Source organism: Spiroplasma endosymbiont of Crioceris asparagi (assembly GCF_964020035.1).
Lineage (GTDB): Bacteria > Bacillota_I > Bacilli_A > Mycoplasmatales > Mycoplasmataceae > TIUS-1.
In genome coordinates this window covers 276,496-302,198 of the sequence record NZ_OZ026475.1, presented here as the reverse complement: position 1 = coordinate 302,198, position 25,703 = coordinate 276,496, and the positions used below count along the sequence as shown (strand labels likewise).

Here is a 25,703-nt window from a genome sequence, read left to right as displayed (position 1 = left end):
AAAATTTATATATTAAGTTTATTATAATTAAAAGTATAATAGTTTTAGGAAAATTTATGATTAAGAAATACGATTTAATAAACAAAATTCATGTAATTAGTGTTGATAAAAACCATAAGCACAATTACATTGCTAACAAAATTTTAAATGATAAAAAAGTTAATGAATTTAATAACATTGAAGCAATGGCAAAATATTTAAATACTTCGCCTTCAACTTTATCTCGATTTGCTAAAGAAATTGGGTTAGATAGTTATAAAAATATTCATCTTTTAGTAGAAGAAATTTGAGATGAAAAAACTTCGCAATTAGATATTAACTTAACAAATGACCCCACTAGCGTTACTACAATTGCAAATTTATATTATGAAACAATTGCAATGACAGAAAAAATTTTAAATGGCTCATTTAAAGATGTAGAAAATATTTGTTTTAGTATTTTAAATGCTAAAAAAATTGTTTTTTTTGCTGTTGGCGGGACTTATTTAATTTGCTTAGATTTATCTAACAAATTAAACCGTTTAGGGTTTAATACGATTGCTTTAAATGACTTTAATAACGTTTATTATCATCTAAAGAATTTAGAAAAAAATGACATTTTGTTTTTAATTTCTTATTCAGGCAAAACTGCTGAAGTAATTAAAACAGCAAAAGAATGTAAAAATAGTCAGCAAGCTAAAATAATTGCTATTACAAATAAAAAACCAAATCTTTTAACAGACTTAGCAGACATCAATTTAAAAGTAGAAAGTTTAGATCCTTTAATTAGAAACTCATCAATTTTTTCACGAATTTCTATTTTTTTAGCAAGTGATGTTATTTATAATTATTTACTGGAAATTGATAATAATTATTTTAAATCTAAATTAGAAACTACAAAGATTATTAAGTAATGAAAAAACAATTCAATTTTTGCAAAAAAATATCATTAAACATTAATTACCGTTTTAAATTTTCAATCTCTTGTACCATAATCTTGGAGGTAAAGGATTTTGAAAAATAATAAAGTAGAAATAACTGAAGCAATCTTGAAAGAGATCAATTATCAATCAATTGTTAGTTGAACTCATTGTATGACGCGTTTAAGATTAAAGGTTAATAATTCTGATGCAATTAATGATGAAAATATTCGAAACATTAACGGCGTTCTTGGATTAATAAAAAATTCAGATAGTTATCAAATAATTTTAGGACCTGGTAAAGTTAATGAGGTTTATGATGAATTTGTAAAACAAATTAACCAACTAAAGGTTGCGGAAACTGAAAAAACATTTAATAACAATGAAGCTTCTTTAGATCAAATAGCATTTGATACAAAAGTAAGATATCGTCAAAAAGGTAAAAATAATAAAATAAAAAATTCAGTTATGAATTTTTTAGGAAATATTTCCCAAATATTTTCTCCCGTTTTACCAGCTTTTATTGGAGCTGGTCTATTGCAAGCAATGGGAACAATTATCTTAACTTCATTTAACAACAACCCTTCTGTAGCTGGTTCACAGTGAATAACATTATTAACTTCATTTTTTGCAATTACGTTGCAAATATTAACAACTATTATTGGTTGAAAAACTGCAGAAATTTATGGAGGTTCTCCAATATTGGGAGCTTTAATTGGAGCAATGTATGGTCCATTTGCTGGTAATATAATGGGTAACCTTTATAAAGGTGATTTAACAATTGGTGGTAATGGCGGAACATTCTTGGGAATAAATGTTCACAACATTGGTGGTAATTGATTTACAGTAGGAATTTTTTCTAAATCATCTGATATGAAAACTTGAGTATCTAATGGTTTACATGGTTCATTATTTGGAGCTTTAATTGGAGCAATTATTGCTGCTAAATTAGAAAAACAATATAATAGATTTATTCCTAATCAACTAAAAATATTTTTAGTACCGTTAATGGTATTGATATCAATGTTAGCAATTCAAATAATATTATTAATTCCGACATCTGGTTATTTATTTAGTGGTTTAGAAGCAATTTTCGAAAATGTTACTAAGAATTCTTGAGTGTTATTAGTTTGTGGAACATTACTAGCAGGAATTTGACTAATTGCCGTTGTATTTGGAATTCATCAAGGAGCAACCCCTATTTATGTAATGCTAATTCAGACTCAAGGAATTAATGTATTATTCCCTATCTTAGCAATGGCTGGCGCAAGTCAGGTTGGTTCTGCACTAGCATTATATGTAAGAGCACAAAAAGGAAGTAACTTAAGAAAACAAATTGCTTCTACAATTGTTCCTGGATTCTTAGGAATTGGAGAACCAATAATTTATGGGGTGACTTTGCCAAGAGTAAAACCTTTTATAACATCTTGTATAGGTGCTTGTGTTGGTGGTTTATTCTTTGGGATCTTAGCAATAATGAATATTAATGTGGGATGTACTGCTCTAGGTCCTAGTGGATTAATGGCAATTCCATTAATGTCTGCAACTGGAGTTGTTCCCCAATGAACTGGATATTTGTTTTATTTAATGGGTTTAGTCTTAACATATGGTGCAGGATTTGTAATAACTTATCTATTTGGATGAAAAGGAGTTAATTTAAAATAATGAAAAAAGGCATTTCAATTTATCCAATTGAAGATAATCTTGATAAATATATTAATTACATTAAAGATGCAAAAGTAAATAATTTTGACTATATATTTATGTCATTACATATTCCTGAAGCAAATCAAAAATATTTTGAAAACTTTGAAAAGATTTTGCAATTTTGTTTTACCAACAATATGAAAGTAATTGTTGATATTGCTAAAGAATATTTTGAAAAATTTAATTTTAAAACAATGAATTTGTATGGCATTAGATTAGATTATGGGTTTACAATTTCAGACATTAAAAAAATTGCAAAAAATAATCAATTTAAAATTTATTTAAATGCAAGCACTATTAATGTTGAAGATATTCAAAGCCTTTTGAAAGCAAAACTAGAAATGGGAGTTTTTCACAACTTTTATCCAAAACCCTATTCAGGACTATCATATGATGATTTTAAAAAAAAGAATGAGTTTTTTAAAAGTCATAATCTTGAGATATTATCATTTGCTTGTTCTAAATTTGAACCGCGTTTTCCCTTATTTCAAGGACTAGTTACCATTGAAGCTCATCGAAATAAAAATTCTTTAATTCAATTTCAAGAATTATGAAAACTAAATTCTGATATTGTTTGTTTTGGCGATACCCAAGCATCAATTAAAGAAATGCAATTAATTAATTCATCATTAAAAAATATAAATGAAGATGTTTTTATTCCAATTAAAATTGATCATAAATTAACAGATGAAGAAAGAAAAATATTATTTGCTAGACATAAAATTAGACCAGATAAAAGTGAATTTTTAATAAGAAGTGAAACATCTAGAACAAACTTTAACAACCTTGAAATTAAAGAAAATAATGTAATACAAGATATTCAAGATTTTGATTTAACAATTGATAATAAAAATTATCCTAGATATAAAAATGAACTTCAAATTTGATTGAAGCCCTATTTACAAAACAATAATTGAACTAACTTAATATGTAATTTAAAAGAAGCTCAATTTTTATTAACAAACACAAGTTATAAATATATAAACTTTTTAGAAATAAAGGATTAAAATGAAAAAAATTGATTTAAAAAAAATTGATACTGAACAACAAAATAAAAATAGTCGTCACTTAGAAGAAAAATCGACATTAGAAATTTTAAATATAATTAATCAAGAAGATGAAATTATTACTAAAGCAATTAAAGAAAAATTGCCTAAAATTACTTCAATAATTGATGAAATTGTTTTGAAACTTGAAAAAGGTGGAAGATTATTTTATGTTGGGGCAGGAACTAGTGGCCGCTTAGGAGTTTTAGATGCTAGCGAAATCTTACCAACATTTGGAGTAAGTGATCAAATTATTGGTTTAATTGCAGGTGGTGATCATGCACTTCGTTTTCCAATTGAAGGTGCTGAAGATGATGAAAATATTTTCATTAAAGAATTGCAAAAATATAATTTTAATGAAAAAGATTGTGTCATTGCAATTGGAGCAAGTGGTCGAACTCCATGTTGTTTAGGAACTTTAAAATACGCTCATAAAATTGGTGCTTATAGTGCAAGTTTATGTATGAGTCAACAAAATGAGTTTGAAAAATATACCAGCAATAACATTACAATATTAGTGGGACCTGAAGTTGTTATGGGATCAACTAGATTAAAGTCAGGAACAGCTACTAAAATGGTGTTAAATATGATTTCTACAACATTGATGATTAAACTTGGTAAAGTTTATGATAACTATATGATTAATCTACAACTAACAAATCAAAAATTAATTAATCGAGCAACAATGATTTTAAACTCCCTATTTGATTTATCTTTTGATGAAGCAATGATTATTTTAAAAAAACATCATAATAATTTAAATAAAGCAATTGAAGAATTAAAAAACTAGACGCGTGACTAGTTTTTTAATTGTTTGATTTTTTTAGAATAATAAACATTTACTCAAATGATAACTATAAGCGAAATTCACAAAACTGCTACTGGAATAATTGATCAAAACATTGAAGCATGATTATTTGATGATGCCAGACCAAATAAAAGTGAAATTAAAAGTGTAATAGAAGCTGGGATAAGGTACGAATTCCTTTTAGAAATTAACGCATCTCTTTCTTTTTTACATTCCAAGTGGCAATTTGCATATACAACACTATAATAATGTTTTTTTATTCATGTATAAACAACCCTATCATCATCACATAATACTTTTTCGCATATTCCACACATTAACATATAATCACCCTAAATAAATTTTTAATTTTTATAATAATATCTTTATTTTTTACTTAATTCAATATTTTATAAAAACAAAAAAATAGTCTTAGCACTTTTTTGTATTGATCTTAAAATATTAATATAAGTTTCTATAAAACCACCAAGTGCACCGCTCTAAACAAGATGCTTTAAATATTTTTTGTTTATGTTGTATTTAGTTATTATTATCTTTATAACTTATCAATAAAATCATTTATATATTTATTTTTGGATTTTCTTTGTTTTAAAATATTAGTAATTTCATATCATTTTTTAGATGAACATTCACTTAAGAAATTTATAATATCTTCTTGGGGCAAAATAAATATTTTATTAACATCAGTTGTTGATCGATATTTTAATCCATCACCTTGTTCTGCAAAAATAATATTTTGTTTAACTTCTGGTTCAATATAAAATCCAAAAAGTTTTTTAAAAAAATCTCATAAAGAAAATGGTTTTGGTTTTATGTGATGACTATACATTTTTCCATTTTCTAAATACTTAACAGAACTAAATTGCAATGCATAGACATTTTCATCATCAAAGTTCAAGGCTGAAAATGGATGTTGTAGTTCTTCCCCGTAGTTGTCAAAATGTTTTGCTAAGAAAAAATCCCCCACTAATATTTCTTGTTTATTTTTTATAATACAATATTAAATCCCTTCTAAAAAATTTATTTATTAAGTTTATTATAATTAAAAGTATTGTAATTTAAATAAGGCAATTGAAGAATTAAAAAACTAGACAGATGTCTAGTTTTTTAATTATTCTGTTAATTTAATTGTTTGGGGGGGGTGTATCCTTGTACATTAAGATATAGTCTTCCTTTATACTTAGACCCCTCTTTTGTTATTACACATATTTGTCCTCTTATATTAGGTCCATCAGGAACATAAGTGTCTTTTTCTGCGCATAAGTCATTTTCATGTAAATCCTGAAATTGATCTTTATATTTGTAATGTGGATCTCTAGCACATTTAATTACAGACTCAATTGCTTTGGTTTGAGCATCTTCAAATGTATATGGGTTTTTTTGACCATCAAATGTAGAAACAAAAAGCATCTTACCGCCAATAATAGAAATATCATTTATTAAATTAATCGCATTTTCAACAACAAATGAATCAGTATCTGAATTAAGAGTAAATCCTTTATTTGGAACAACTGTAACTTCAACATTTTTTGGACTTTTATCTTTTAGTGTCACCGTAAATGTCACATTAGGAATATTAAGTTCTTTTAATTTTTTTTGAACTTCTTCTAAATTAGCCAATCCCTTACCAGCTATAGCAGTATTTACTTTTGTTTTAATAGCATCAATATTAATGACCTTTGATTCAATAGCACCTTCAATTACAAAAGTATTATTATCATTATCAAGTTTAAAGCCTTTTTTTAAAACAACTGTGACAGTTACATTAGTTGGTTGATCATTAACGGCGTCCCCTGTTAAAGATTGTATTTTGTCTTTAAAGACATCTGATGCAATGATTTTGTTTAGTTCTGCTTGAACTGTTGGTAAATCTTTTTGTTTTTGAATTTTATTTGCTTCTTTTTTAATATCAGCAATATTCACTTCTACATCTTTTGCTTTAATGGCACCTTCAATTACAAAAGTATTATTATCAGTATCAAGTTTAAAACCTTCTTTTAAAACAACTGTGACAGTTACATTAGTTGGTTGATCATTAACGGCGTCCCCTGTTAAAGATTTTATTTTGTCTTTAAAAGCATCTGATGCAACGATTTTGTTTAGTTCTGCTTGAACTGTTGGTAAATCTTTTTGTTTTTGAATTTTATTTGCTTCTTTTTTAATATCAGCAATTTCCACTTTTACATCTTTTGCTTTAATGGCACCTTCAATTACAAAAGTATTATTATCAGTATCAAGTTTAAAGCCTTTTTTTAAAACAACTGTGACAGTTACATTAGTTGGTTGATCATTAACGGCGTCCCCTGTTAAAGATTGTATTTTGTCTTTAAAGACATCTGATGCAATGATTTTGTTTAGTTCTGCTTGAACTGTTGGTAAATCTTTTTGTTTTTGAATTTTATTTGCTTCTTTTTTAATATCAGCAATATTCACTTCTACATCTTTTGCTTTAATGGCACCTTCAATTACAAAAAAATTATCACCTGTAAGTTTGTATCCATCTTTTAAAGTAATGGTTACTTTTACATTAGTTGGTTTTTCATCAACTTTTCCTACTAATGTATCCACACCTTCAATTTTTTTAGCAATATCAGCTAATGCGTTGTTAACAGCAACTAAGTTTTCTAAACCTATGATATTTTTAACATCGGCATTATTTTTAATGTCATCTGTTTTTAGTGTTTTATTTTCACTTTTATGTCCACATGCTACAGTCGTAACTACACTTGTTGCAACAAATCCAAAACTTCCTAATACCCCAATTAATTTTTTCATATTTTTCTCCTTTAAAAGTTATTCTATAAAAAAAAAAAAAAAAGCAACCCTTTTTAATTAATAATGTATTAACAAAGTAATTGTCACAATTATGATGAAAATTTGTAAAAATATAGAAAGAGTTATTTTCTTTTTTTCTTTGTATTTAAAAGAAAAAATTATAAATAAATAATAAACAATTAAAAAACTTTAAATTTCTAAAAATTTAACTTAATCTATAATTTTGTTACTTTACTATACAAAATTAAATATTTTTTATAACTATTTTAAGAATAAAACTGAGCATAAAAAAATATTAATTATTAATGTGTTGCCTTATTTAATTTACTTTGTTTTTTAACATGCTTAAATATTATTGTTAGAAATAAAGAAAAAGATAAAGGAGCAATTAATGAGTTGATTAGGAATAATTTTAGTTAGGAACTCTTTCTATGCCTACAACAAGTGTTTGAAGTGAAAAAATTATTAAAAAAGATGATGTTTGAGGATTTGGAAAAACTGGTTTTTGATATGGAGTGCCTGAATAAATGATCCGCAGAATAACTAAATTAGTTTTTGTGATTGTAGCAGTTTATTCAATACCTTCATTGACTTTAGTAATTTTATTAATGCCTTCATTGATTTTTGGCAATAGCGAAATAATTAATATTAATAAAATAATTATAAACCAAAATTTAGGAACATTTCTTTATCCAAAAGGTTTGGATAAAGCACATCAAAATCCTTCATCTAGTAAAATTTGAGAACGATTGTGTGTAAAAAATAATGCAAAAAACATTAATTTAGAACCGTTTAATTATCATGAAAAATATTATCCCATGCTAGAACATTATAAAAATATTTCTTCAATACAAGCCCCGTTTAAACCCGTATTAGAATTTAAGTTTATTAAAATAACTAATATAACTAATAATTCAACAAAAATAAGCACCGTTGAAGATGCTCATAATTTATTTTATGTTTTTTATGGAACAGTTACTGTTTTCTATAACGTTGCTGAAAATAAATTACCGATGAATATTACAGATGTTATTGGAAATAATTTTTTTATGCAGTTTCCATCATTTAATAATTTTCAGTATACTTCTCAAATTTACCTAGATTTAGCTATTGAAAAAATTAATTATATATTTTCAAGATTTAAAAACATGTTTGATATAACAGATATAACACCCCTACCTATAGAAACTTTAATTAATAAAACTGGTGTATTTAAATCTGATGTAAAGTTTAATAATAATGTTGAAATTGTAAAAAAATTTTTAGTTGCTAACAATATAATTGAGCGAAGAAATCTCGATAAAATGCATTTGAGTTTTATAAATATGCAAACCCGCAAGAACCTAAAATAATTCTTAGAGGAATTGTCGATAAAGGTTATGGGGTGATTTTTTTATCAACTTAATAAATGATAATAGAATTATCATAAAAAAATTTAAAATTCGATTATTTTTTTATCGACGTTATGAAATAAAGATGAAACACGAATTTTCTAATTTCTATAAAAATAAATCTATTGTTTGCTTTCGATGATAATAAATAATTTTAAAAAGATCTATTATTTCATTAATTTAATAATTAAATCGATTTTAGAAATGTCATTGTAAAAACAAAAAAAGAGCACACGCTCTTTTTTTATAATAATCTTTAAATCTTAATAACTTTTAAATCATTAATATTTTTAGCAAGTTCTTGAATCATTTCTGAAGAAGCAATTCTTTGTGAATAAGCAGTTCCGCTTCCACATATTATTGAAAATTTTAAGGCTTGTTCAAAGTTATTACTATTAATATAAGTTTCTATAAAACCACCAAGCATACTATCACCAGCCCCTGCTGCATTAACTAGTTTGTTGTTTCAATTATAAATCGGACAATATAATGCTTGTGTTTTATTCACAAACATCGCACCATCGCTTCCCATTGAAACTAATATATTTTCTACTCCTGAAGCGATTAACTTTAAACAAGCATTTTTAATATCTGTTTTAGAAGTTAATTTAGTTTTTAATGTCATTTCTAATTCTTCCACATTTGGTTTAATTAAAAATGGTTTATGTTTTATTGCTTGAGTTAACGATAAACCAAATGCATCAATTACACATTTTGCTTGTAATTCATTAGCTAAACTAGTAATCTTTGCATATATATCTTCACTCATATTTAAAGGTAAACTTCCGTTAGCAATAATATAATCACCAGGTTTGACATTTTCTTTTAAATAATCAAACATCTTATTAATTTCAGTTTGTGAAATTTCTGGACCTGATGCACTAGCTTCAGTTTGTTCACTGTCAATAATTTTTAAATTAATGCGAATATCACCATTCGCTTGAAATAATTTATATTTAATATTTTGGTCATTTAATTTATTAGTAAAGTAGTTTTGAAAATCACCACCAATAAAAATAATTGATTCATTATTTAAATACTTTAAACTATTTAAAATCATGGAAACATGAATCCCCTTTCCAGCTGGATACATATCTTTTTTATATGGTCTATTAGTTTTATTTTTAATAAAATTTTCAAAATTCAACACATAATCAATTGCAGGGTTTAATGAGATGATAAATATCTTGTTGTTCATTATTATTCTCCTATTATTCTTGGTTTAATAATTTGTTGTTGAATATCAACATTGTATAAATCATTAAAATAACGATCTTTAATTGTTGAATAGTTATTATTTTTAATTACTTCAATTTTAGCAATTTTAGCAACAATTTGTTCATAGTGTTTTTGAATATTAGAATTTAATTCTTCATGCGTTGATGAAATTAAATTATTAATTTCTGCAATTTTTGTTTCTAAATAATTAATTTTTGCAGCTTTATAAACTAATTCTTGTTCAGAATTTTTAATTAATTCATTACCTTTAGAAATTTTTTCAGCATTTTTGCTATTAACTAATGCTTGACCTTTATCAAACATTTTAGCTAGTTTTGCTTCATTGATTTCTTTTATTTTATTTAATTTAAATTCATAATTTAGTTTTTTAATTAATAGTTTTTGGTAATTTGCACTTTCAATATTTAGTTCTTTTAATAAATCAATTTCTTTTTTTAAATCTTCATGTGCAACTTTAAGTTCTAAATTTGTTTTTAAATCATTTTTATATGATTTAACAAATAATCTTAATGTTTTTGCAGCAAGTGCTTTTTCTGTTTTTGTTTCTCGATAACAAAGTCATGTAATTAAAATTCCTAATCCAAATGATCCTAAATCAATTACAATTGCTTGTCATAATTTATTAGTATATGCTAAGAAACCAATGATTCCCCCTAGTCCTGCTAGTGTATCTAGTTTTACTCCAAAGATACCAATTAATCATCCACCAATTCCACCAGCTAGTACACCAGTAAAGAATGGTAGTCCTTTAGGTAAATTAACACCATAAATACATGATTCGGTTGGACCAGATATTATTCCTGGTAATGCAGCGGCATATGCAGCTGATTTATCAACAGCTTTTTTACTTCTTAAACCAACTCCAACAGCAGCCCCCATTTGTGCTCAAGCAGCCGCAAAAGCCGCTGCTAGAAATAATGATGAATTACCTTGTTGTACTTCTGCGACAGCTACAAAGAATAAAATGTTATGAACCCCAATAACAACTAGTAATTGTCAAGTTAATCCTACAATTAATGTTCCAATACCAATTGGTAAAGTCATAAATCAATTAAAGACTTTTAATAAAACATTTTCTAATATTCCCATAATTGGACCCATAATAAAAAATGCCATTAATGATCCGATTAATAAAATAATAAATGGATTTAAAACAAAGTTTGCAACTGGATTAAAATATCTTTCCATCGCTCTTTGACTATATGCCACAATTACTCCCATAACAATAAATACTAAGATAGTTGAATAAAATGGTTTAAAGTTAATGTCTCAACTTCCTAAAGACATAATGTGAAATCCTGTGGGGTTACCTTGATTATCAATATTGGTCATTGCAATATTTGGAGATACCATAATTAATCCTAATGCCAATGCAATTACTGGATTACCCCCTAAATATCTTACAGTTGATCAAATCGCAATAACTCCCATCATTTTAAATCCTGTTGAAGCAATGATGTTTAATGCATAATCAAACATATTGTAATCAACCCCAATAACACCTTTGCCATCTGGAATTTTAACTACTCCGGCACGATTTAGCAATTGTTGTAAAGCCATTATTAGACCAACACCAATTAAAAATGGTATTAATGGTCCAAATATGGCAGATACTGATTTTAAAAATCTACGATATGTGGCAACATTTGATTTTGCGTGTTTATTTTCTAAAATAAACTCACCCTTACCATCACCGTTGATTGCAGTAGTTTGGGTTTCTAAACCTAACTTTTGTTTTAATAGATTAGTAATCTTAGGAACTTCAGCTCCAATGATGATTTGTAATTCGCCATTAGACCAAAGTGCTCCCTGAATATTTGATATTGTTTTGATTTCAGATACTTTTGCTAGATCATCGTTAAATAATGATAAACGCATTCTTGTAGCACAATGATAAACATCTTTTACATTTTGTTTACCACCAATTTTATCTAAAATATTTTGAACAATTAATTCTTGTTTAGATTCTTTGCTCATTGTTTTGTATTCCTTTTCCCTTCTTAAATTATTTTGCTAAAATAAATTTTTTACTATAATCAGAGGGTTTAACATCACTTATTAAAACAATGTTTTTTTCAACATTAACAATAATTTTATTTTTAGAATTAAATTTTGAAACATCCATCAAAATACAAGCAATTTCACTATTTAAAATAACTTTTTCTTTTATTAAAGCTTCTTGTAAATTTGTTGTATAAAATTCATTATTGTTTAAATTATTCATCCCAATAAAGGCTTTATCAAAGTGAAAATTATTCAAAAATTTTAATGCTGCTTCACCAGCTATGGCGTGTGTTGTTGGAATGATTGTTCCACCAATTAAACACACATTTTCAATTCCTTGTTCAAGCAAAAGTAAAGCATTGGAATAACCGTTAGTAACTACTTGGACATTTTTATCTTTTAAAAATGGAATTAATTCGGCAGTTGTGGTTCCAGTATCAATAAAAATTAAATCATTGTCTTCAATTAAATTAGCAGCAGCTTTGGCAATTTTAATTTTATTTAATATATTTTTGGATTTCTTTTCTTCATCAAAACTTTCATAATTTTTAAATTCGGTTTTTAAAGATTTAGCTCCTCCGTAAACTTTAATTAATTTTTTCTTTAAATGTAAATAATTAATATCAGCAATAATTGTTTGAATTGTAGCATTTGTATGATGTAAAATATCAATATTTTTTACAAAATTGTTTTGATTTACTAATTCTAGAATAATTTTATGTCTTTCTTCTTTAAGCAATGTTGTTTCCCCCTTAAATTAATTATATGTTATTTTTAAAAAAGTTTAAAATACTTTAAAAAATATTAAATTATAAAATGATTTTGGAAAATTAATTGTCATAAAAAGCAATTGAAAAAAATCAAACAAAACTACAAACAAGTAAAAATAACTCAAGTTAAAAATTTAAACAGGATAACTTTATTTTATTTATTACATTTTTATTTTAACACTTTTAAATTATTAACAAAGTTTACATTTTTTTATTGCTTCATTAAGAGAAAAATTGAAAAAAATAAAGTAAATTATTATTCCAATAAGTAAAAAAAACATTATAATTCATAAAGTTTTAGAATTTTTTTCAATTATTTTTGAGTTGAGAAATCATAAAAAAGTTACAACTGTTAAAAAAGATTTAACGGTAATTGAAATCATTAAATAATTTGAATTTAGTGTTAAAAATGTTTTTAAATTAAAACAAATAAAGGTTTTTATTAAAAATAACAGTAATAATAATAACTGCAGTTTTTCAATTAAATTAAATATATTAAATTCATTATTATTTTTAATTATTTTTTTCTCAAAAATTTTATTTATATAATAAACAAAAAAAATTCAAAAAAAATGAATTATGTACATTTTATCAATTGTGTAATTACTATTAATTGAAAAAAATTTTATTTCATAAAAAAGAAATCATAAATCTATTCAGGATTCAATATACTTGTATAAATAATATTTTTCATTAATACTAAATATATTTTTTTTATTTTTAATAAACATTTTAAACACTCCTTATAAGTATTAATTAAATTTATTTTTTAATAAGTTTTATAAACTCAATGATAGCTTTTAATATAATTAATAAATTTCTTTTATTTTTTTAAATAACATGTTTGCATTTTTATAATTAAATTTTATCATGGGCTTTTTCCTGTCATTGACAACAAAACAAAAAAATAGTTAAAAATAACTATTTTTTTGTTTTTATTAAATAATCAATACATTGTTTTTAATTAAAATTTAATAAAAGTGCTTTATATTTTATTTTATAAATTTATATGTTTTTAAAATTACTATGATCGTTGTAAAAAAACATTGGATTACATTAGCTACGCAAAGTTGGGTTGATCCAATCATAATTGCATAAGCAATTCAAACAACTTGGGCAACCATTAAAATAAACATTGTTAAAAAGCTAATGTCTGAAATGTTCTTGGTTTTAATAATTTTTATAACTTGTGGTAATAAAAACAATGATGATAAAATTGTTCCTAATCACCCTAATATGTCAGTAGCTTGACTATTGTTAGTTAGTAGTAATATATGCATGTATTCAATTCCTTATTTTTTTATAAATTTATTGTAAAGGAAAATAAAAAAACATACATAAGTATGTTTAATTTAGTGAAAAAAATTATTAATTTATATTATTTTAAATATCAAAATAATTATAAAAGTAATTCTCCAATTCTTTTATTATTTTTGTTTTTTTAACATAATAATTTTCATTAGAAAAACGAGAAATTCTAGGCATTATTTTATCAAGGTCCGTTCCAATTTTTTTAATATATCTATATTCGAAAGAATTTTTTAGAAATGTTCTGGTTTCGTCTTCTTTTAATCCGTATGTATTAATAATTTTTTTTAAATCAAATTCTTTTTTGTTATTTATAAAAGTCTTTCACTCAATAAAATTATTATTGATTTTGCTATTTTCAATTATAAATAAATTAATTAATTCTTTTTTTGTCCTTAAATTCATTGAAGATGATATTGCGTTATTTAATTGTTTTTTAAAATTTAAATTATCTAAATCATTAATATTATTTTTTATTAAAAATAATATGTATTCAATATTTATTTCAATATTTTTTAAAAGTTCAATTTCAAATGTTATATTGTCACTAATTTCTTTATTTTCAAATTGATTTTTATTTAAAATTAATTCTTCTCTTAAATCAATGTATTTTCCGCAATATTCTTGATCCTGCTCTACAGTAAGAATTTCTTTATTTTCAAATTCGTCATAAGTTTTTAATATATTTTTAATTTTTAAATATTTACCAAAAATTTTAATAAAACTATTTTTTTCTTTATTAGATAAATTTCATTCATTACTTAAAGAAAAATTTTCTAATAATTGATTTGCAATTTCGACAAAACCCTGAACCCTTTCTCCATTACTTTTTGTAAAACCATTATAATAATCATCAAATTTTTTTAACAAAACATATTCAAGATTATTATCATTACCAAACATTTTAATAGCATCATTGGTTTCTTTTTCTAAATTTCTAAAACACACAATATTACCGAATTGTTTGATAGAATTTAAAATTCTATTAGTTCTTGAAAAGGCTTGTATTAGACCATGCGATTTTAAATTTTTATCAATTCATAAAGTATTTAACGTTGGAGAATCAAATCCTGTCAAAAACATGTTAACCACTATTAATATGTCAATTTCTTTATTTTTAACTCTAATCGATAAATCTTTATAATAATTGTTAAATTTATCTGAGCTTGTATCAAAATTTGTATTAAATAGATTGTTGTAATCTTTTATTGCATTTTCAAGAAATTGTTTTGAGTTATAATCCAACTCTGAAACACTTTCATTATTTTCTTCATAAAGAATTCCATCATTTTCTTCTTCGTTTACCGAGTAAGAATATATTAATGCTACCTTTAATTTGTTTTTAGCAGTTTTTAATTGATTTTTGAATTCTGAATAATATTTTTTTGCTGCATTAATTGAAGATACTGCTAAAATTGAATTAAAACCATTTAATACTTTTATTTTTGAATCATTCGATTCTGTAATTTTTTTGTAATTATATGATTTGTATGTTTTTTTATCAAAATTTTTTATTATATATTCAGTTATGTTTTTTATTCTTTTTGAATTTAAAAAAGCACTTTCTTTATCTACATTATAAAAATTAGAATTCAATGCTTCATTTTTTTGTTTTATTGTATTGACAAAATCTACCTTAAAAGGTAAAACGTTTTGATCCTTAATTGCATCGGCTATCGTATAAGAATGCAACTTTTCTCCAAATACTTCTTCTGTAGTTTTTAAATAATAATCATTTTTATTATTTATGTTATTTGCAAAAATAGGTGTTCCAGTAAAACCAAATAAACAATATTTTTTAAAATTACTTGTTAACTCTAAATGCATTTTTCCAAATTGAGATCTATGACACTCATCAAAAATAAAAACAATATTTTTGTTAAAAGAAACATGATTTTTATTATTTTTAACAAAATTTGAAAGTTTTTGAATTGTTGTAACTATAATTTTAGAGTTAAAACTTTCTAATTGTTTTTTTAAAATAGCAGTTGAATTATTTGAATTAGCAGCACCCTTTTCAAATTTATCGTATTCTTTTATTGTTTGATAATCTAGATCTTTTCTATCAACAACAAAAATCGTTTTTTCAATAAAATCTAATTCAGTTATTAACTTTGCTGTCTTAAAAGAGGTTAATGTTTTTCCACTTCCTGTTGTGTGTCAAATATATCCACCGGAATTTTTTTTACCAAAATTATTATTATGATTTATAAAATTGATTTTATTTATTATTGATTCTGAAGCAACTATTTGATATGGTCTCATTACTAACAACATATTTTCTGAAGTAAGAACACAATATTTTGTTATTATATTTAAAATAGTGTTTTTATTAAAAAATGATTTTGCAAAATCAAAAATATTATTTATTATGTTATTATTTTTGTCTGTTCAGTATGAAGTAAATGCAAAACTTTTACTATAATTATGACTTTTGTCTTTTCTTGTTGTATTTGAATAATATTTAGTTCTTATTTCATTAGATATTACAAAAATTTGAATATACTCAAACAACCCTGCTCCAGCAAAAAAAGATTCATTTTGATATCTGCCTATTTGGTTAAACGCTTCTTTTATAGAAACACCTCTTTTTTTTAATTCAATATGAACAAGTGGAAAACCATTAACAAGCAATGTTACATCATATCTACTGCTATGATTTTCAGTTTTATTCGAATATTGATTTATTACTTGTAAACAATTATTATATAAATTTTTTTTGTCAATTAAATTTATATTTTTAAAATTACCATTATCAAGTTTTACAACTTGTTTATAATCTTCTTGAATAATTTTGGTTTTTTCTATAATTCCATTATTTGGATTTGCTAATATTTCTGTGAAAAAAATTTTTCATTCATTATCTGTAAATAAAAAGTTATTTAATTTTTCAATTTTATTTCTTAAATTTTTGATTAACTCTATTTCACTTTTTATTTTAAGATGTTCATAAGATTCATTTTTTAAAACTTCTATTAATTTCTCTTCAATATCTTTTTCTGAATAATTATTATATTTTTGATTTTGAAAAACATATTCTTCAATTACTGTTGCATTTTTTTTAATCATTTTTTATTTCCTTTTTATATGAAAATAATTTATTAATATAATATTTTTCCTTAACTTCTAAATTTTTTATTTCTAAATTTAAATTGTTAATAAGTTCATTACTATAATCTAACAAATTATCCAAAAAAGTTACAATATTATTTTGTTCTTCATAACTAACAAATGGAACCTTTAATTTTTGAACAACTTCTTTATTTAATGTTGGTATTCCGCCTTTTCTAATTTTACTTTTAAGAAAATCTTCTTTTGATAATAAAAAATAATACAAAAATTTATTGTTATAAGAATCATTACATTTTAGCCAATAGCAACCATCTGAAGATCAAAAATCTTCCTTAGAAAAACCTATTTTTCCAGCATCGCCAGTATTTATTATCATTGTTGTATTTTTTGGCGCATTTGAATAATTATAGTATCCAAGCGGCTTGATTCCGGCATGATAAACAGGATATTTTGATTTTTTATTTAAATTTGCTCTTGTTAATCTTTTTCCTGTATTTATTGCACATACTTCTTTTAAAGAAAGAAAATCTTTAAAACTATTTGTTTTATTTTCTATATATTTTTTTATAATTAACTTACGAAGATTTATTTCGCAATTTAAATTATTTTTTAATTTATTTATTAATAAATTTAAATTATCTAAAAGAAATATAATATTATCCTGATGTTTGATTGTGGGTATTTGTATTTGCATTTTTAAGATTTTAGACATGTCCGGGTGTAACAAAGAAGAACCCCTATAAAAGCTTTTAATAGTATTTATATTATTTTTTAAAAAATAATATAAATACTTTGTTCTTAAAATATTTTCATCAAATGAAACAGCTAATCTATTATCAGTGGTTATAAAAGTTCCATTAAAATATTGAACTATGGGATTTCCTCCACCGGGTATACAAACAACTTGTCCTTTATTAAGAAATGGTAAAACCAATTCTTCTCTTGTAAATAAATTGGTTTCATTGGTTGTTAATATTTTTACATTTCCATTGTTATTAACTATTTTTTTTATATCTTTAACTAAAAAATATTTATACTTTATTTTTTTATTTAAAACAATATCTTTTAAATTACTAAAATTTTTGTCTCAAATAGTAACTTCTCATAAATATTTTAACTCAATATTTTCATTAATATTTGAAGTTATTATTTCACCAACATTTAACATATTATTTTTTTTCTCCATTAATTAACACTTCAATTTTATTTCTTAAAATTTTTGCTTCATTCACCAATTTATCTAGCTCATTATTAACAAAATTAATATCAGTAAATACTTCATAATTTTTTTTATCAACATAATCAGAAATTAATAAATTATAATTATTTTCTTTAATTTCTTCAGAAGAAACTAAATGTGAAAAAAAATTAATATTTTGTCTATTTTCAAAACAATTTAAAATGTTTTTAATGTTTTCAGAACTTAATTTGTTATTTTTTTTAAAATTTATGTATTCATTAGATGCATCTATAAATAAAACATTATGATCTAATTTTTGTTTTTTTAAAACCATAATATAAGTCGAAATTGTTGTTCCAAAAAATAAATTTTCAGGAAGATATATTATTGTATCAATAAAATTTTTATCAATTAAATATTTTCTAATTTTTTGTTCAGCACCATTTCTATACATTATTCCTGGAAAACAAACAATTGCAGCAACTCCGTCTTCAGAAAGCGATGATAAAATATGTAGAATAAAAGCAAAATCCGCTTTTGATTTTGGTGCTAAAACACCTGGACCTAAAAATCTAGAATCATTAATTAAAACTGGATTGCTATTACCTTCTCACTTTATAGAATAAGGTGGATTTGAAACAATTACATCAAATGGTTGATCATCTAAATGACGTGGTGAAATTAAAGTGTCTTCACATTCTATATTAAATTTATCAAAGTCAATGTCATGCAAAAACATATTAATTCTACAAAGATTATATGTAGTAACATTTATTTCTTGACCATAAAAACCATTTTTTATGTTTTCTTTTCCAATTATTTTTATTGATTGTAATAATAGTGATCCTGAACCACATGCTGGATCATATATTTTATTTATTTCACTTTTATTAACCAATGTTAAGCGTGTTAAAAGTTCCGAAACTTCTTGTGGGGTAAAAAATTCACCACCAGATTTTCCGGCATTACTTGCATACATTGACATTAAATATTCATATGCATCACCAAATGCATCAATATTATTCTCTTTATATTTACCAAGTTTCATTTCTCCAATAGCATTTAAAATTCTTGATCAATTTTTATTTCTTTTTTCAACAGACTGACCCAATTTTTTAGAATTTACATCAATATCATCAAATAAACCTTTAAAATTCTTTTCGGATTCTGTGCCTTTCGAAGATTTTTCAATGCTTTTAAATACATCTTGTAATGTTTCGTTTAAATTTTCATTTTTAAAAGAATTTAATCTTACATTACAAAAAAGTTGTGAAGGTAATATAAAAAAACCTTTTTCTTTAATTATGCCATCCTTTATTTTTACAGCAATTTCATCGCTTATTTTTGCATAATCAAAATTTAAGACTCCTGCTTCATGCTCTCCTTTATTTATGTAATTGCAAAGATTTTCTGAAATATATCTATAAAACATTGTTCCTAAAACATATTGTTTAAAATCCCATCCGTCAACCGAACCTCTTAAATCATTTGCTATATGACCAATTGATTTATATAATTCATTTCTTTGAATTTCTTTATTTTTTTCCATTTTTCTCCCTAATTTAAATATTATATTTAATTATTATAAACATTATTTAAAAAACTACAAGTTTTTCAAAAAAACAAAATATAAAAAACACTACCATAAGTAGTGTTTTTATTTATAAATTAAACTAAACTAATACTTCTTTAACTTCTTGTTGTTTAAGTTTAAAATTTTTATATTTAAATAATGGTTTTTGTTTAATATTAATGTCATATGAAATATCTAATGAATGACAAATATTATAATAATTATTTGTTAAGTTATTAATTTCTGAACTTGGAGATTTTTGGTTTAATAAGGCAATAATGTTTGCCACTATTTCCATATATGCTTGTTGTTTTACTTCTAGTTGTTGTAACCATGCACTCCCCACTTGTTCTTTTGCTAATTTAATTTTTCATAATTTATCAAGAGCGACAGAATTTTCTAACTTGTTATATTTATTATTATATTTTTTAACTAGATGATATTTTTTATTAATAAAAGCCTTATTTGCTAGTTTGGCATATTTTGCTTGTAAATCACTTAGTTTTTGACTTAGATGGTTATATTTAAAATTGCTAGTAACTCATTCTTGAAAAGCTTTTTCCATTTTTTTATTATCTTTAAAATTTGTTTTAGCAAAAGTTTCCAATTCATCAAGATATGTTTTTAAATTATTATCTATAACAAATCATTTACTTAATTTATGAGTTAATTTTAAAGTTCCCTTAACTTCATCACGACGATCTTTAAAAGTAAAGTAAGTTAAGATTGCCGATAAAGCAACGGTTCCTAAAACCCCAAGTGATCACCCAATATATTGTGAAGCTGTGGTTCCACATGATACAAAGGCCAAAATCCCAAAGGCTGGTGGTAAACGTCAATCACCATTAAAGAATCCTGTGTAGATGATTCCACCTGCCCCAGCTCCAAGTGATGCAGTAATAAATGGTAACCCGCAACGAAGAGTAACTCCATAAATCATTGGTTCAGTAATACCAAACAAACTAGCAGGCATGGCCCCAATTGCTTGTTGTTTTAGAGTTTGGTTTTTAGTTTTCAAAGCAACTCCAATTCCTCCACCTAATTGACCAAAAGTTCCAAAGACAAATCCCATTACTAATGGTACTGAAGTTCCTGGATTGGTAATGGCTGGCAACATTAGAAATTGGATCAACGCTCCATGAATTCCTGTAATTACAATTGCTTGTCAAAAAATCCCAAATATCGCTGTTCCGATACCTCAAGGAATAAATCTTAATAATCCTAGAGTACAGCCAATAACACTCTCTAATAGCCCTAATACATTACCAACAGCAATAAAAATAATTAATGATGTAATCAAAACTGATAAAAAGTGTCTAAAGATAATATCTACTACTGAAGGCATTCACTTTTTAATTCAATTATCAATAACCACATAAATTATTCCCGCTGCCACCATCGGAATAATTGATGTTGGGTATGGTTTGATTCCTATTGTTGATGTTACATCACCAACTGTAATTGTGGTTCAAGCAATTGGGAGTTGATTAAAAAAATATGGTGATATAAAGATGATTCCTAATAACAATCCAACATTAGTATTACCGTTAAAATATTTTACGGTGTTATATAAGAAAAATATTGAGATAAAGTCTAGTCCTGCATGGGACACAATATAAAATAACACATTAAATCATGAATAATTAATTAATGGTTTTTTAATATCAATTGCTGGATATAATCCTGCCACACTATCAGATAATAATACATATACTGCTTGTAGCATCCCCGCTGCCATAATAGCAGGAATTATTGGTAATACAATTGCTTTAACACAAGCTAAAATATCAAAGCCTTCTTGGTGAGTTTTGACATTTTTTAACTCAAATTTAAAATCATTTTTAACAAATCTATCTAAAGCTTCTTTAACTTTATAAACTGCTCCTCCAATAATGATTTGCAATTCATTACCTTGATAATTTATTCCTTTAACAATATCTAAATTTAGTAACGCTGTTTCTTGCACTTTAGTTTTATCTTTAATAACAAATCTTAAACGCGTCATGCAATTTTGATATGTTTCATAATTTTTATTTGTTCCGACTAAATTAAAAATTTCTTCGGCAACAACTTCTCACTTATTGATATACTTAACTGGTTCAACAATCTTGTCATTAATATGTGCTTGCATAATCAATTCCTTTTCTTTTATTTGATTAACAAGGCAATTTTTTGAAGATTCCAATATCTCAGTGCTCTATTAATAGCATGCACAAAAAAAAAAAAAAAAGCAAATGCAGACAAAATGCTGTAGTGGATTTAGTTGAAAGTTATTATAAGTAGCAAAAGATTCGAAAGATACTTTGTTGCTTTTTTATTGGTTAAAAATTTAATATATTAATTGTAAACTGGTTTTCCCCACCAATTATTTCTCACACCCTAAAAAATATTGTTGATATAAAAATAAAAAAGTTTTTGGTTGTAATTCCGAAAACTTTTTTAGTTATCAAACAAGATAAGTATATTTTTGTTATAAGCTTAAAATTTTATATATTTTATATAAATTGTGCCTTATTGTATTTCAGAACACAAGAAGGTACAATTGTATTAATAATAGATTATTGATTTTCTACTTTTTATCTTTTTAGTTTAATCTAGTCTATTATTTTTTTTGCCTTTTGTTGGCAATGCTCTTATATATTCCACATTTTTAGTGCGAACTTTTTCAAGACCATATTCTGATTTCAAAAGTTCTTTTGACATTTTCATCGCTTGGTTTCTTGTTAAAGAAGTTCCACGACGATTAGATCATTTTTTATCTAAGCCGGTGTTAGTTTCACTAATAACTCTTAAATTTTTTAAATTTGATTTCACTATATAGCGTCTCCTTTCATTTTTTATATTAATAAAGTTTGTTTAAAAAGAATAAACGACAATTTTAGATCATTCATATCTTTAATAACAACTATTTGGCGGAGCATATCAGAATTGCACTGATTTAAAACACTAGTTGCCCCATTATAAGAATAAAAAATTTCTTTAATTTTTATTCTTTTGATTGTTATTTGTATTTAATAGAATGTGTTAATTTAATCATTTCTGTCGCAATAATATTCAAAACTCTAATTTTTGTGCATTCTGTACAAATACAATCGCTTCTATAATCTTCATATTTTTTTGCATGTCAATTTATCATAAGTATCCTCTCTTTCTATATTTAATCTTATTCTTCGATGTTATCTTCATCGTCATTGCCATATTCAAACGTTTCACCTGAAATTGTTTCAAGTTTTTTGATTATTTGACTATTAATTTTTCTTCTTAATTTTTCTTCAACCACTGTTATATCGTTTGAATTTTTTATTAAAGAGTTTCTAACTTTAGTCATTTTTTTAAATTCTTTTTCAAAATCAGAAATTAAAACTTTTAAATCATTTTTTAAATAATCAGAAAGAGAATTTTTAATTTTAAATAATTCATTTAATTGTTCTTCATTTTTTCCATCACCAACATTTGATGCATATTTTTCAAACTTACTATCAACTTCAACTAATTTTCTTAATATTTGTGCAACAAATATAAACCCTTCGTCATCAGTAATTCATATATTGTCGTACTCTGTTGATTTTATAAATGGTATTGAACCATATTTTTCTTTAAATGATGTTGCTACAAGTATTCCGTATTTGCTATTTTTTCTTGCGCAATCTTTTACAAGTTTTTCAACTCAACCATCACTTCATTTAGCATTTTTTACTTCATATACTATCTTTCCAATTTTATTTTTATCAACAATAACAGTTTGTAAAAAATCTGCTTTTTCTTGTGAAGAATCATTTATTTTTTCAATTTTATCAACAAAACCAAAAACTTTTTTTAATTCTGCCTCTACTTCATGTTCAAAATTCTCACCCTTAACTTTAGAATTTATTATTTTATGCTTTTCATTTGCAAGTTTAAGAATTTCTATTTGTTCTAATAAAGGAGATTTTATTTTATCTTCCATTTCTAAAAGTTTAATTTTTATTTGTTGATCAAATTTTTCTTTTTCTGCCTCTAATTTAGCTTTATAATTTTCTATTTCTAGTTTTTTTGTTTCTTCCATAGAATTAATTTTGTTTTTCAAGCTTGATATCATCTCTAATTTGTCTTGATTTTCTTTTTGCTGTTTAGATATTAATTCGTTTTGAAATCTTGTTCTTTCAGCATCAAGTTTGGCTTTATAATTTTCTATTTCTAGTTTTTTTGTTTCTTCCATAGAATTAATTTTGTTTTTCAAGCTTGATATCATCTCTAATTTGTCTTGAATTTCTTCCGTTTTTAATTTTTGAAGATTTCTTTCAAAATCACTTTTTTCTTTTTCTAATTTAATTTTTAGATTTTCAATTTCTAAAAATTTATCTTTATTTATTTGTTTTTCTTTTTCTAAAACAACTTCAGATAGTTTTTTATTTACTTTTTCATTGATAAATTTATTGTATTCGTTTGAATTATGTTCAAATAATTCGTTTGCACTAAATGTTTTTTCACATTTAGGACATGTTAATTTAATGTCCATTATGGAGACCTCTTTTCTTTACTTTTTTTGGTATTAATATTTAAAATTATTTTTACAGAAAATGCGACGTATTTCATTTTAATTAAACAAACAAAAAATATGTATTTCATTTTAATTAAACAAACAAAAAATATGTATTTCATTTTAATTAAACAAACAAAAAATATTTTTGTTATAATTTTTGAAAAAATTGCGAACATTTCTAAATCTATTATTTAGAAAATAATATTGCTTCTTTTTTCCGGTATTAATACCTATTTATTATTATACACTAAATTAAAATAAAATTCACTAATTTTTAAAATTTAGACATAAAAAAACAATTTGCCTTTTTTCACCAGTTTTAAATAATTTAAAATAAAAAAATGCACATAATGCATTTTTTTATTTTGTAGCTAATTGTTAAATTTATAATTTTTATTTATTTGGGTCAATTGCTCCTATAATTCTAAATCAATCAGCACCTATAAGTTCATATCCTTCATTTAATTTAATTTTTACTATAACATTAATTTTTTCTTCAGGATCAGTTTTAGCTGTTAATGATTGAATCACTCCCGGAAAATCTGGTGTCCCAGTAACAAATTTATCTAGTTGTTTTTGGACTTCTGCAATAGTTTTAAAACCTGAAATTGTTATTTTATCACTAATATCTTTAGCGTTAATTTTTATTTTAGGAGTATTATCTTGTATTGCCCCAGTAATTGTAATTGTATTTGTTTTAACATCAAGTTTGTAGTTTGGTTTTAAAACGATAGTTACTTTAACGTTGGTTGGTTGTCCATCAATATTCTCACCTGTTAATGATTGAATTTTATCTTTAAATTTTTCTAAAGCAACAATGTCATTTAATGCTGTTTGCACTTCTGGTAAATTTTTTTTACCTTTTATTTTATCTGCTTCAGCTTGAATATCAGCAATCTTAACTGTTTCTACTTTTGTGGCATCTGCAACTGTAATTTTGAAGCTATCATTTGCTTTAACTATGGCATCACCAATATTAAAATCTTGTAATGCTTTGATAGTAATTGTTTCAGCTTTTGTTAATGTAGCAACATCTTTATTACTAAATTCAACTACATAATCACTTTTAAGGTTTGCATTTCCTAATTTAGCTTTAATTGCTTTTAAAACATCATCTTTTGATTGTGTATCAACAATTGTAACTCCACTTAATAATTCTGCTAATGTTTTTATGTTTTCCACGTTTTCCGCTTTTTTATGTCCACATGAAACAACTGTAACACCAGCGGCAGTAACAAGACCAAAAGCTCCTAATAACCCTAATAATTTTTTCATAATTTCTCCTATTTATATGTTTAAAATAATTTTAATTTATTTTAAAAGTGTCTTTAATCATTATAAAGGATAACCCCTAAAAAGAGAAATATGTAACTTATTCAAAGATTAATAACTTATAAATAATATATAAT

20 protein-coding genes are annotated in these 25,703 nt (G+C 24.2%); 6 read left to right on the top strand and 14 right to left on the bottom strand.

Annotated features, from left to right (window positions below):
- Positions 1 to 56 precede the first annotated feature (56 nt).
- The 5 genes from AACL01_RS01385 (at position 57) to AACL01_RS01365 (ending at position 4,706) form a co-directional block, all read left to right on the top strand.
- Positions 57 to 893 carry a MurR/RpiR family transcriptional regulator gene (locus tag AACL01_RS01385; protein ID WP_339023144.1) on the top strand — a complete coding sequence of 279 codons (837 nt, stop codon included), beginning with the start codon at positions 57 to 59 and terminating at the stop codon, positions 891 to 893.
- A 99-nt stretch (positions 894 to 992) separates the two neighbouring features.
- Complete coding sequence (locus tag AACL01_RS01380) at positions 993 to 2,564, top strand: PTS transporter subunit EIIC (protein WP_339023143.1); 1,572 nt, start codon at positions 993 to 995, stop codon at positions 2,562 to 2,564.
- The gene (locus tag AACL01_RS01375) at positions 2,564 to 3,613 is read left to right on the top strand and encodes a MupG family TIM beta-alpha barrel fold protein (protein ID WP_339023142.1); all 1,050 of its coding nucleotides are present in this window, start codon (positions 2,564 to 2,566) and stop codon (positions 3,611 to 3,613) included. Before AACL01_RS01380 ends, AACL01_RS01375 begins: the two co-directional genes overlap by 1 nt.
- Position 3,614: 1 nt before the next feature.
- On the top strand, positions 3,615 to 4,442 hold the full coding sequence (gene murQ, locus AACL01_RS01370; protein WP_339023141.1) for an N-acetylmuramic acid 6-phosphate etherase: 828 nt from the start codon (positions 3,615 to 3,617) through the stop codon (positions 4,440 to 4,442).
- Between the two features lie 57 nt (positions 4,443 to 4,499).
- Positions 4,500 to 4,706, top strand: a complete 207-nt coding sequence (locus AACL01_RS01365) for a hypothetical protein (RefSeq protein ID WP_339023140.1) — start codon at positions 4,500 to 4,502, stop codon at positions 4,704 to 4,706.
- Positions 4,707 to 4,995: 289 nt separating this feature from the next.
- Here the strand turns inward: AACL01_RS01365 and AACL01_RS01360 are convergent, their stop codons facing one another.
- Together AACL01_RS01360 and AACL01_RS01355 are read right to left on the bottom strand one after the other, a co-directional pair.
- Positions 4,996 to 5,427 (bottom strand): hypothetical protein, encoded by a 432-nt coding sequence (locus tag AACL01_RS01360; protein ID WP_339023138.1) that lies wholly within the window; start codon positions 5,425 to 5,427, stop codon positions 4,996 to 4,998.
- Between the two features lie 152 nt (positions 5,428 to 5,579).
- On the bottom strand, positions 5,580 to 7,235 hold the full coding sequence (locus AACL01_RS01355; RefSeq protein WP_339023137.1) for a lipoprotein: 1,656 nt from the start codon (positions 7,233 to 7,235) through the stop codon (positions 5,580 to 5,582).
- A gap of 527 nt (positions 7,236 to 7,762) precedes the next feature.
- On the opposite strand from AACL01_RS01355, the gene AACL01_RS01350 reads away from it, so the two are divergent.
- Positions 7,763 to 8,587, top strand: coding sequence for a hypothetical protein (locus tag AACL01_RS01350; protein ID WP_339023135.1), 825 nt, complete (start codon positions 7,763 to 7,765; stop codon positions 8,585 to 8,587).
- Positions 8,588 to 8,882: 295 nt separating this feature from the next.
- Here AACL01_RS01350 and AACL01_RS01345 read toward each other — a convergent pair whose 3' ends face one another.
- From AACL01_RS01345 to AACL01_RS01290, 12 genes are all read right to left on the bottom strand, one after another.
- Positions 8,883 to 9,824, bottom strand: a complete 942-nt coding sequence (locus AACL01_RS01345; RefSeq protein WP_339023133.1) for a 1-phosphofructokinase family hexose kinase — start codon at positions 9,822 to 9,824, stop codon at positions 8,883 to 8,885.
- Between the two features lie 2 nt (positions 9,825 to 9,826).
- Positions 9,827 to 11,842, bottom strand: a complete 2,016-nt coding sequence (locus tag AACL01_RS01340; protein ID WP_339023131.1) for a PTS transporter subunit EIIC — start codon at positions 11,840 to 11,842, stop codon at positions 9,827 to 9,829.
- A gap of 28 nt (positions 11,843 to 11,870) precedes the next feature.
- On the bottom strand, positions 11,871 to 12,608 hold the full coding sequence (locus AACL01_RS01335; RefSeq protein ID WP_339023129.1) for a DeoR/GlpR family DNA-binding transcription regulator: 738 nt from the start codon (positions 12,606 to 12,608) through the stop codon (positions 11,871 to 11,873).
- A gap of 1,023 nt (positions 12,609 to 13,631) precedes the next feature.
- The gene (locus tag AACL01_RS01330; RefSeq protein WP_339023127.1) at positions 13,632 to 13,919 is read right to left on the bottom strand and encodes a SemiSWEET family sugar transporter; all 288 of its coding nucleotides are present in this window, start codon (positions 13,917 to 13,919) and stop codon (positions 13,632 to 13,634) included.
- A gap of 103 nt (positions 13,920 to 14,022) precedes the next feature.
- Entirely contained in the window at positions 14,023 to 17,016 is a 2,994-nt protein-coding gene (locus tag AACL01_RS01325; protein ID WP_339023125.1) for a type I restriction endonuclease subunit R, read from the bottom strand.
- A complete protein-coding gene (locus AACL01_RS01320) occupies positions 17,009 to 18,205 on the bottom strand; it encodes a restriction endonuclease subunit S (RefSeq protein ID WP_339023123.1) in 1,197 nt (398 codons plus the stop codon). The genes AACL01_RS01325 and AACL01_RS01320 overlap by 8 nt, the downstream gene beginning before the upstream one ends.
- On the bottom strand, positions 18,189 to 19,748 hold the full coding sequence (locus AACL01_RS01315) for a type I restriction-modification system subunit M (protein WP_339023122.1): 1,560 nt from the start codon (positions 19,746 to 19,748) through the stop codon (positions 18,189 to 18,191). Before AACL01_RS01315 ends, AACL01_RS01320 begins: the two co-directional genes overlap by 17 nt.
- A gap of 124 nt (positions 19,749 to 19,872) precedes the next feature.
- Positions 19,873 to 21,903 carry a PTS transporter subunit EIIC gene (locus AACL01_RS01310; RefSeq protein ID WP_339023121.1) on the bottom strand — a complete coding sequence of 677 codons (2,031 nt, stop codon included), beginning with the start codon at positions 21,901 to 21,903 and terminating at the stop codon, positions 19,873 to 19,875.
- A 458-nt stretch (positions 21,904 to 22,361) separates the two neighbouring features.
- Positions 22,362 to 22,586: a hypothetical protein gene (locus tag AACL01_RS01305; RefSeq protein ID WP_339023120.1), complete on the bottom strand. Its 225-nt coding sequence runs from the start codon at positions 22,584 to 22,586 to the stop codon at positions 22,362 to 22,364.
- Positions 22,587 to 22,773: 187 nt separating this feature from the next.
- Positions 22,774 to 22,908 (bottom strand): hypothetical protein, encoded by a 135-nt coding sequence (locus AACL01_RS01300; RefSeq protein ID WP_339023119.1) that lies wholly within the window; start codon positions 22,906 to 22,908, stop codon positions 22,774 to 22,776.
- A gap of 27 nt (positions 22,909 to 22,935) precedes the next feature.
- Positions 22,936 to 24,270, bottom strand: a complete 1,335-nt coding sequence (locus AACL01_RS01295; RefSeq protein ID WP_339023118.1) for a DUF2130 domain-containing protein — start codon at positions 24,268 to 24,270, stop codon at positions 22,936 to 22,938.
- Positions 24,271 to 24,687: 417 nt separating this feature from the next.
- Entirely contained in the window at positions 24,688 to 25,569 is an 882-nt protein-coding gene (locus AACL01_RS01290; protein WP_339023117.1) for a lipoprotein, read from the bottom strand.
- Between the last annotated feature and the right edge of the window lie 134 nt (positions 25,570 to 25,703).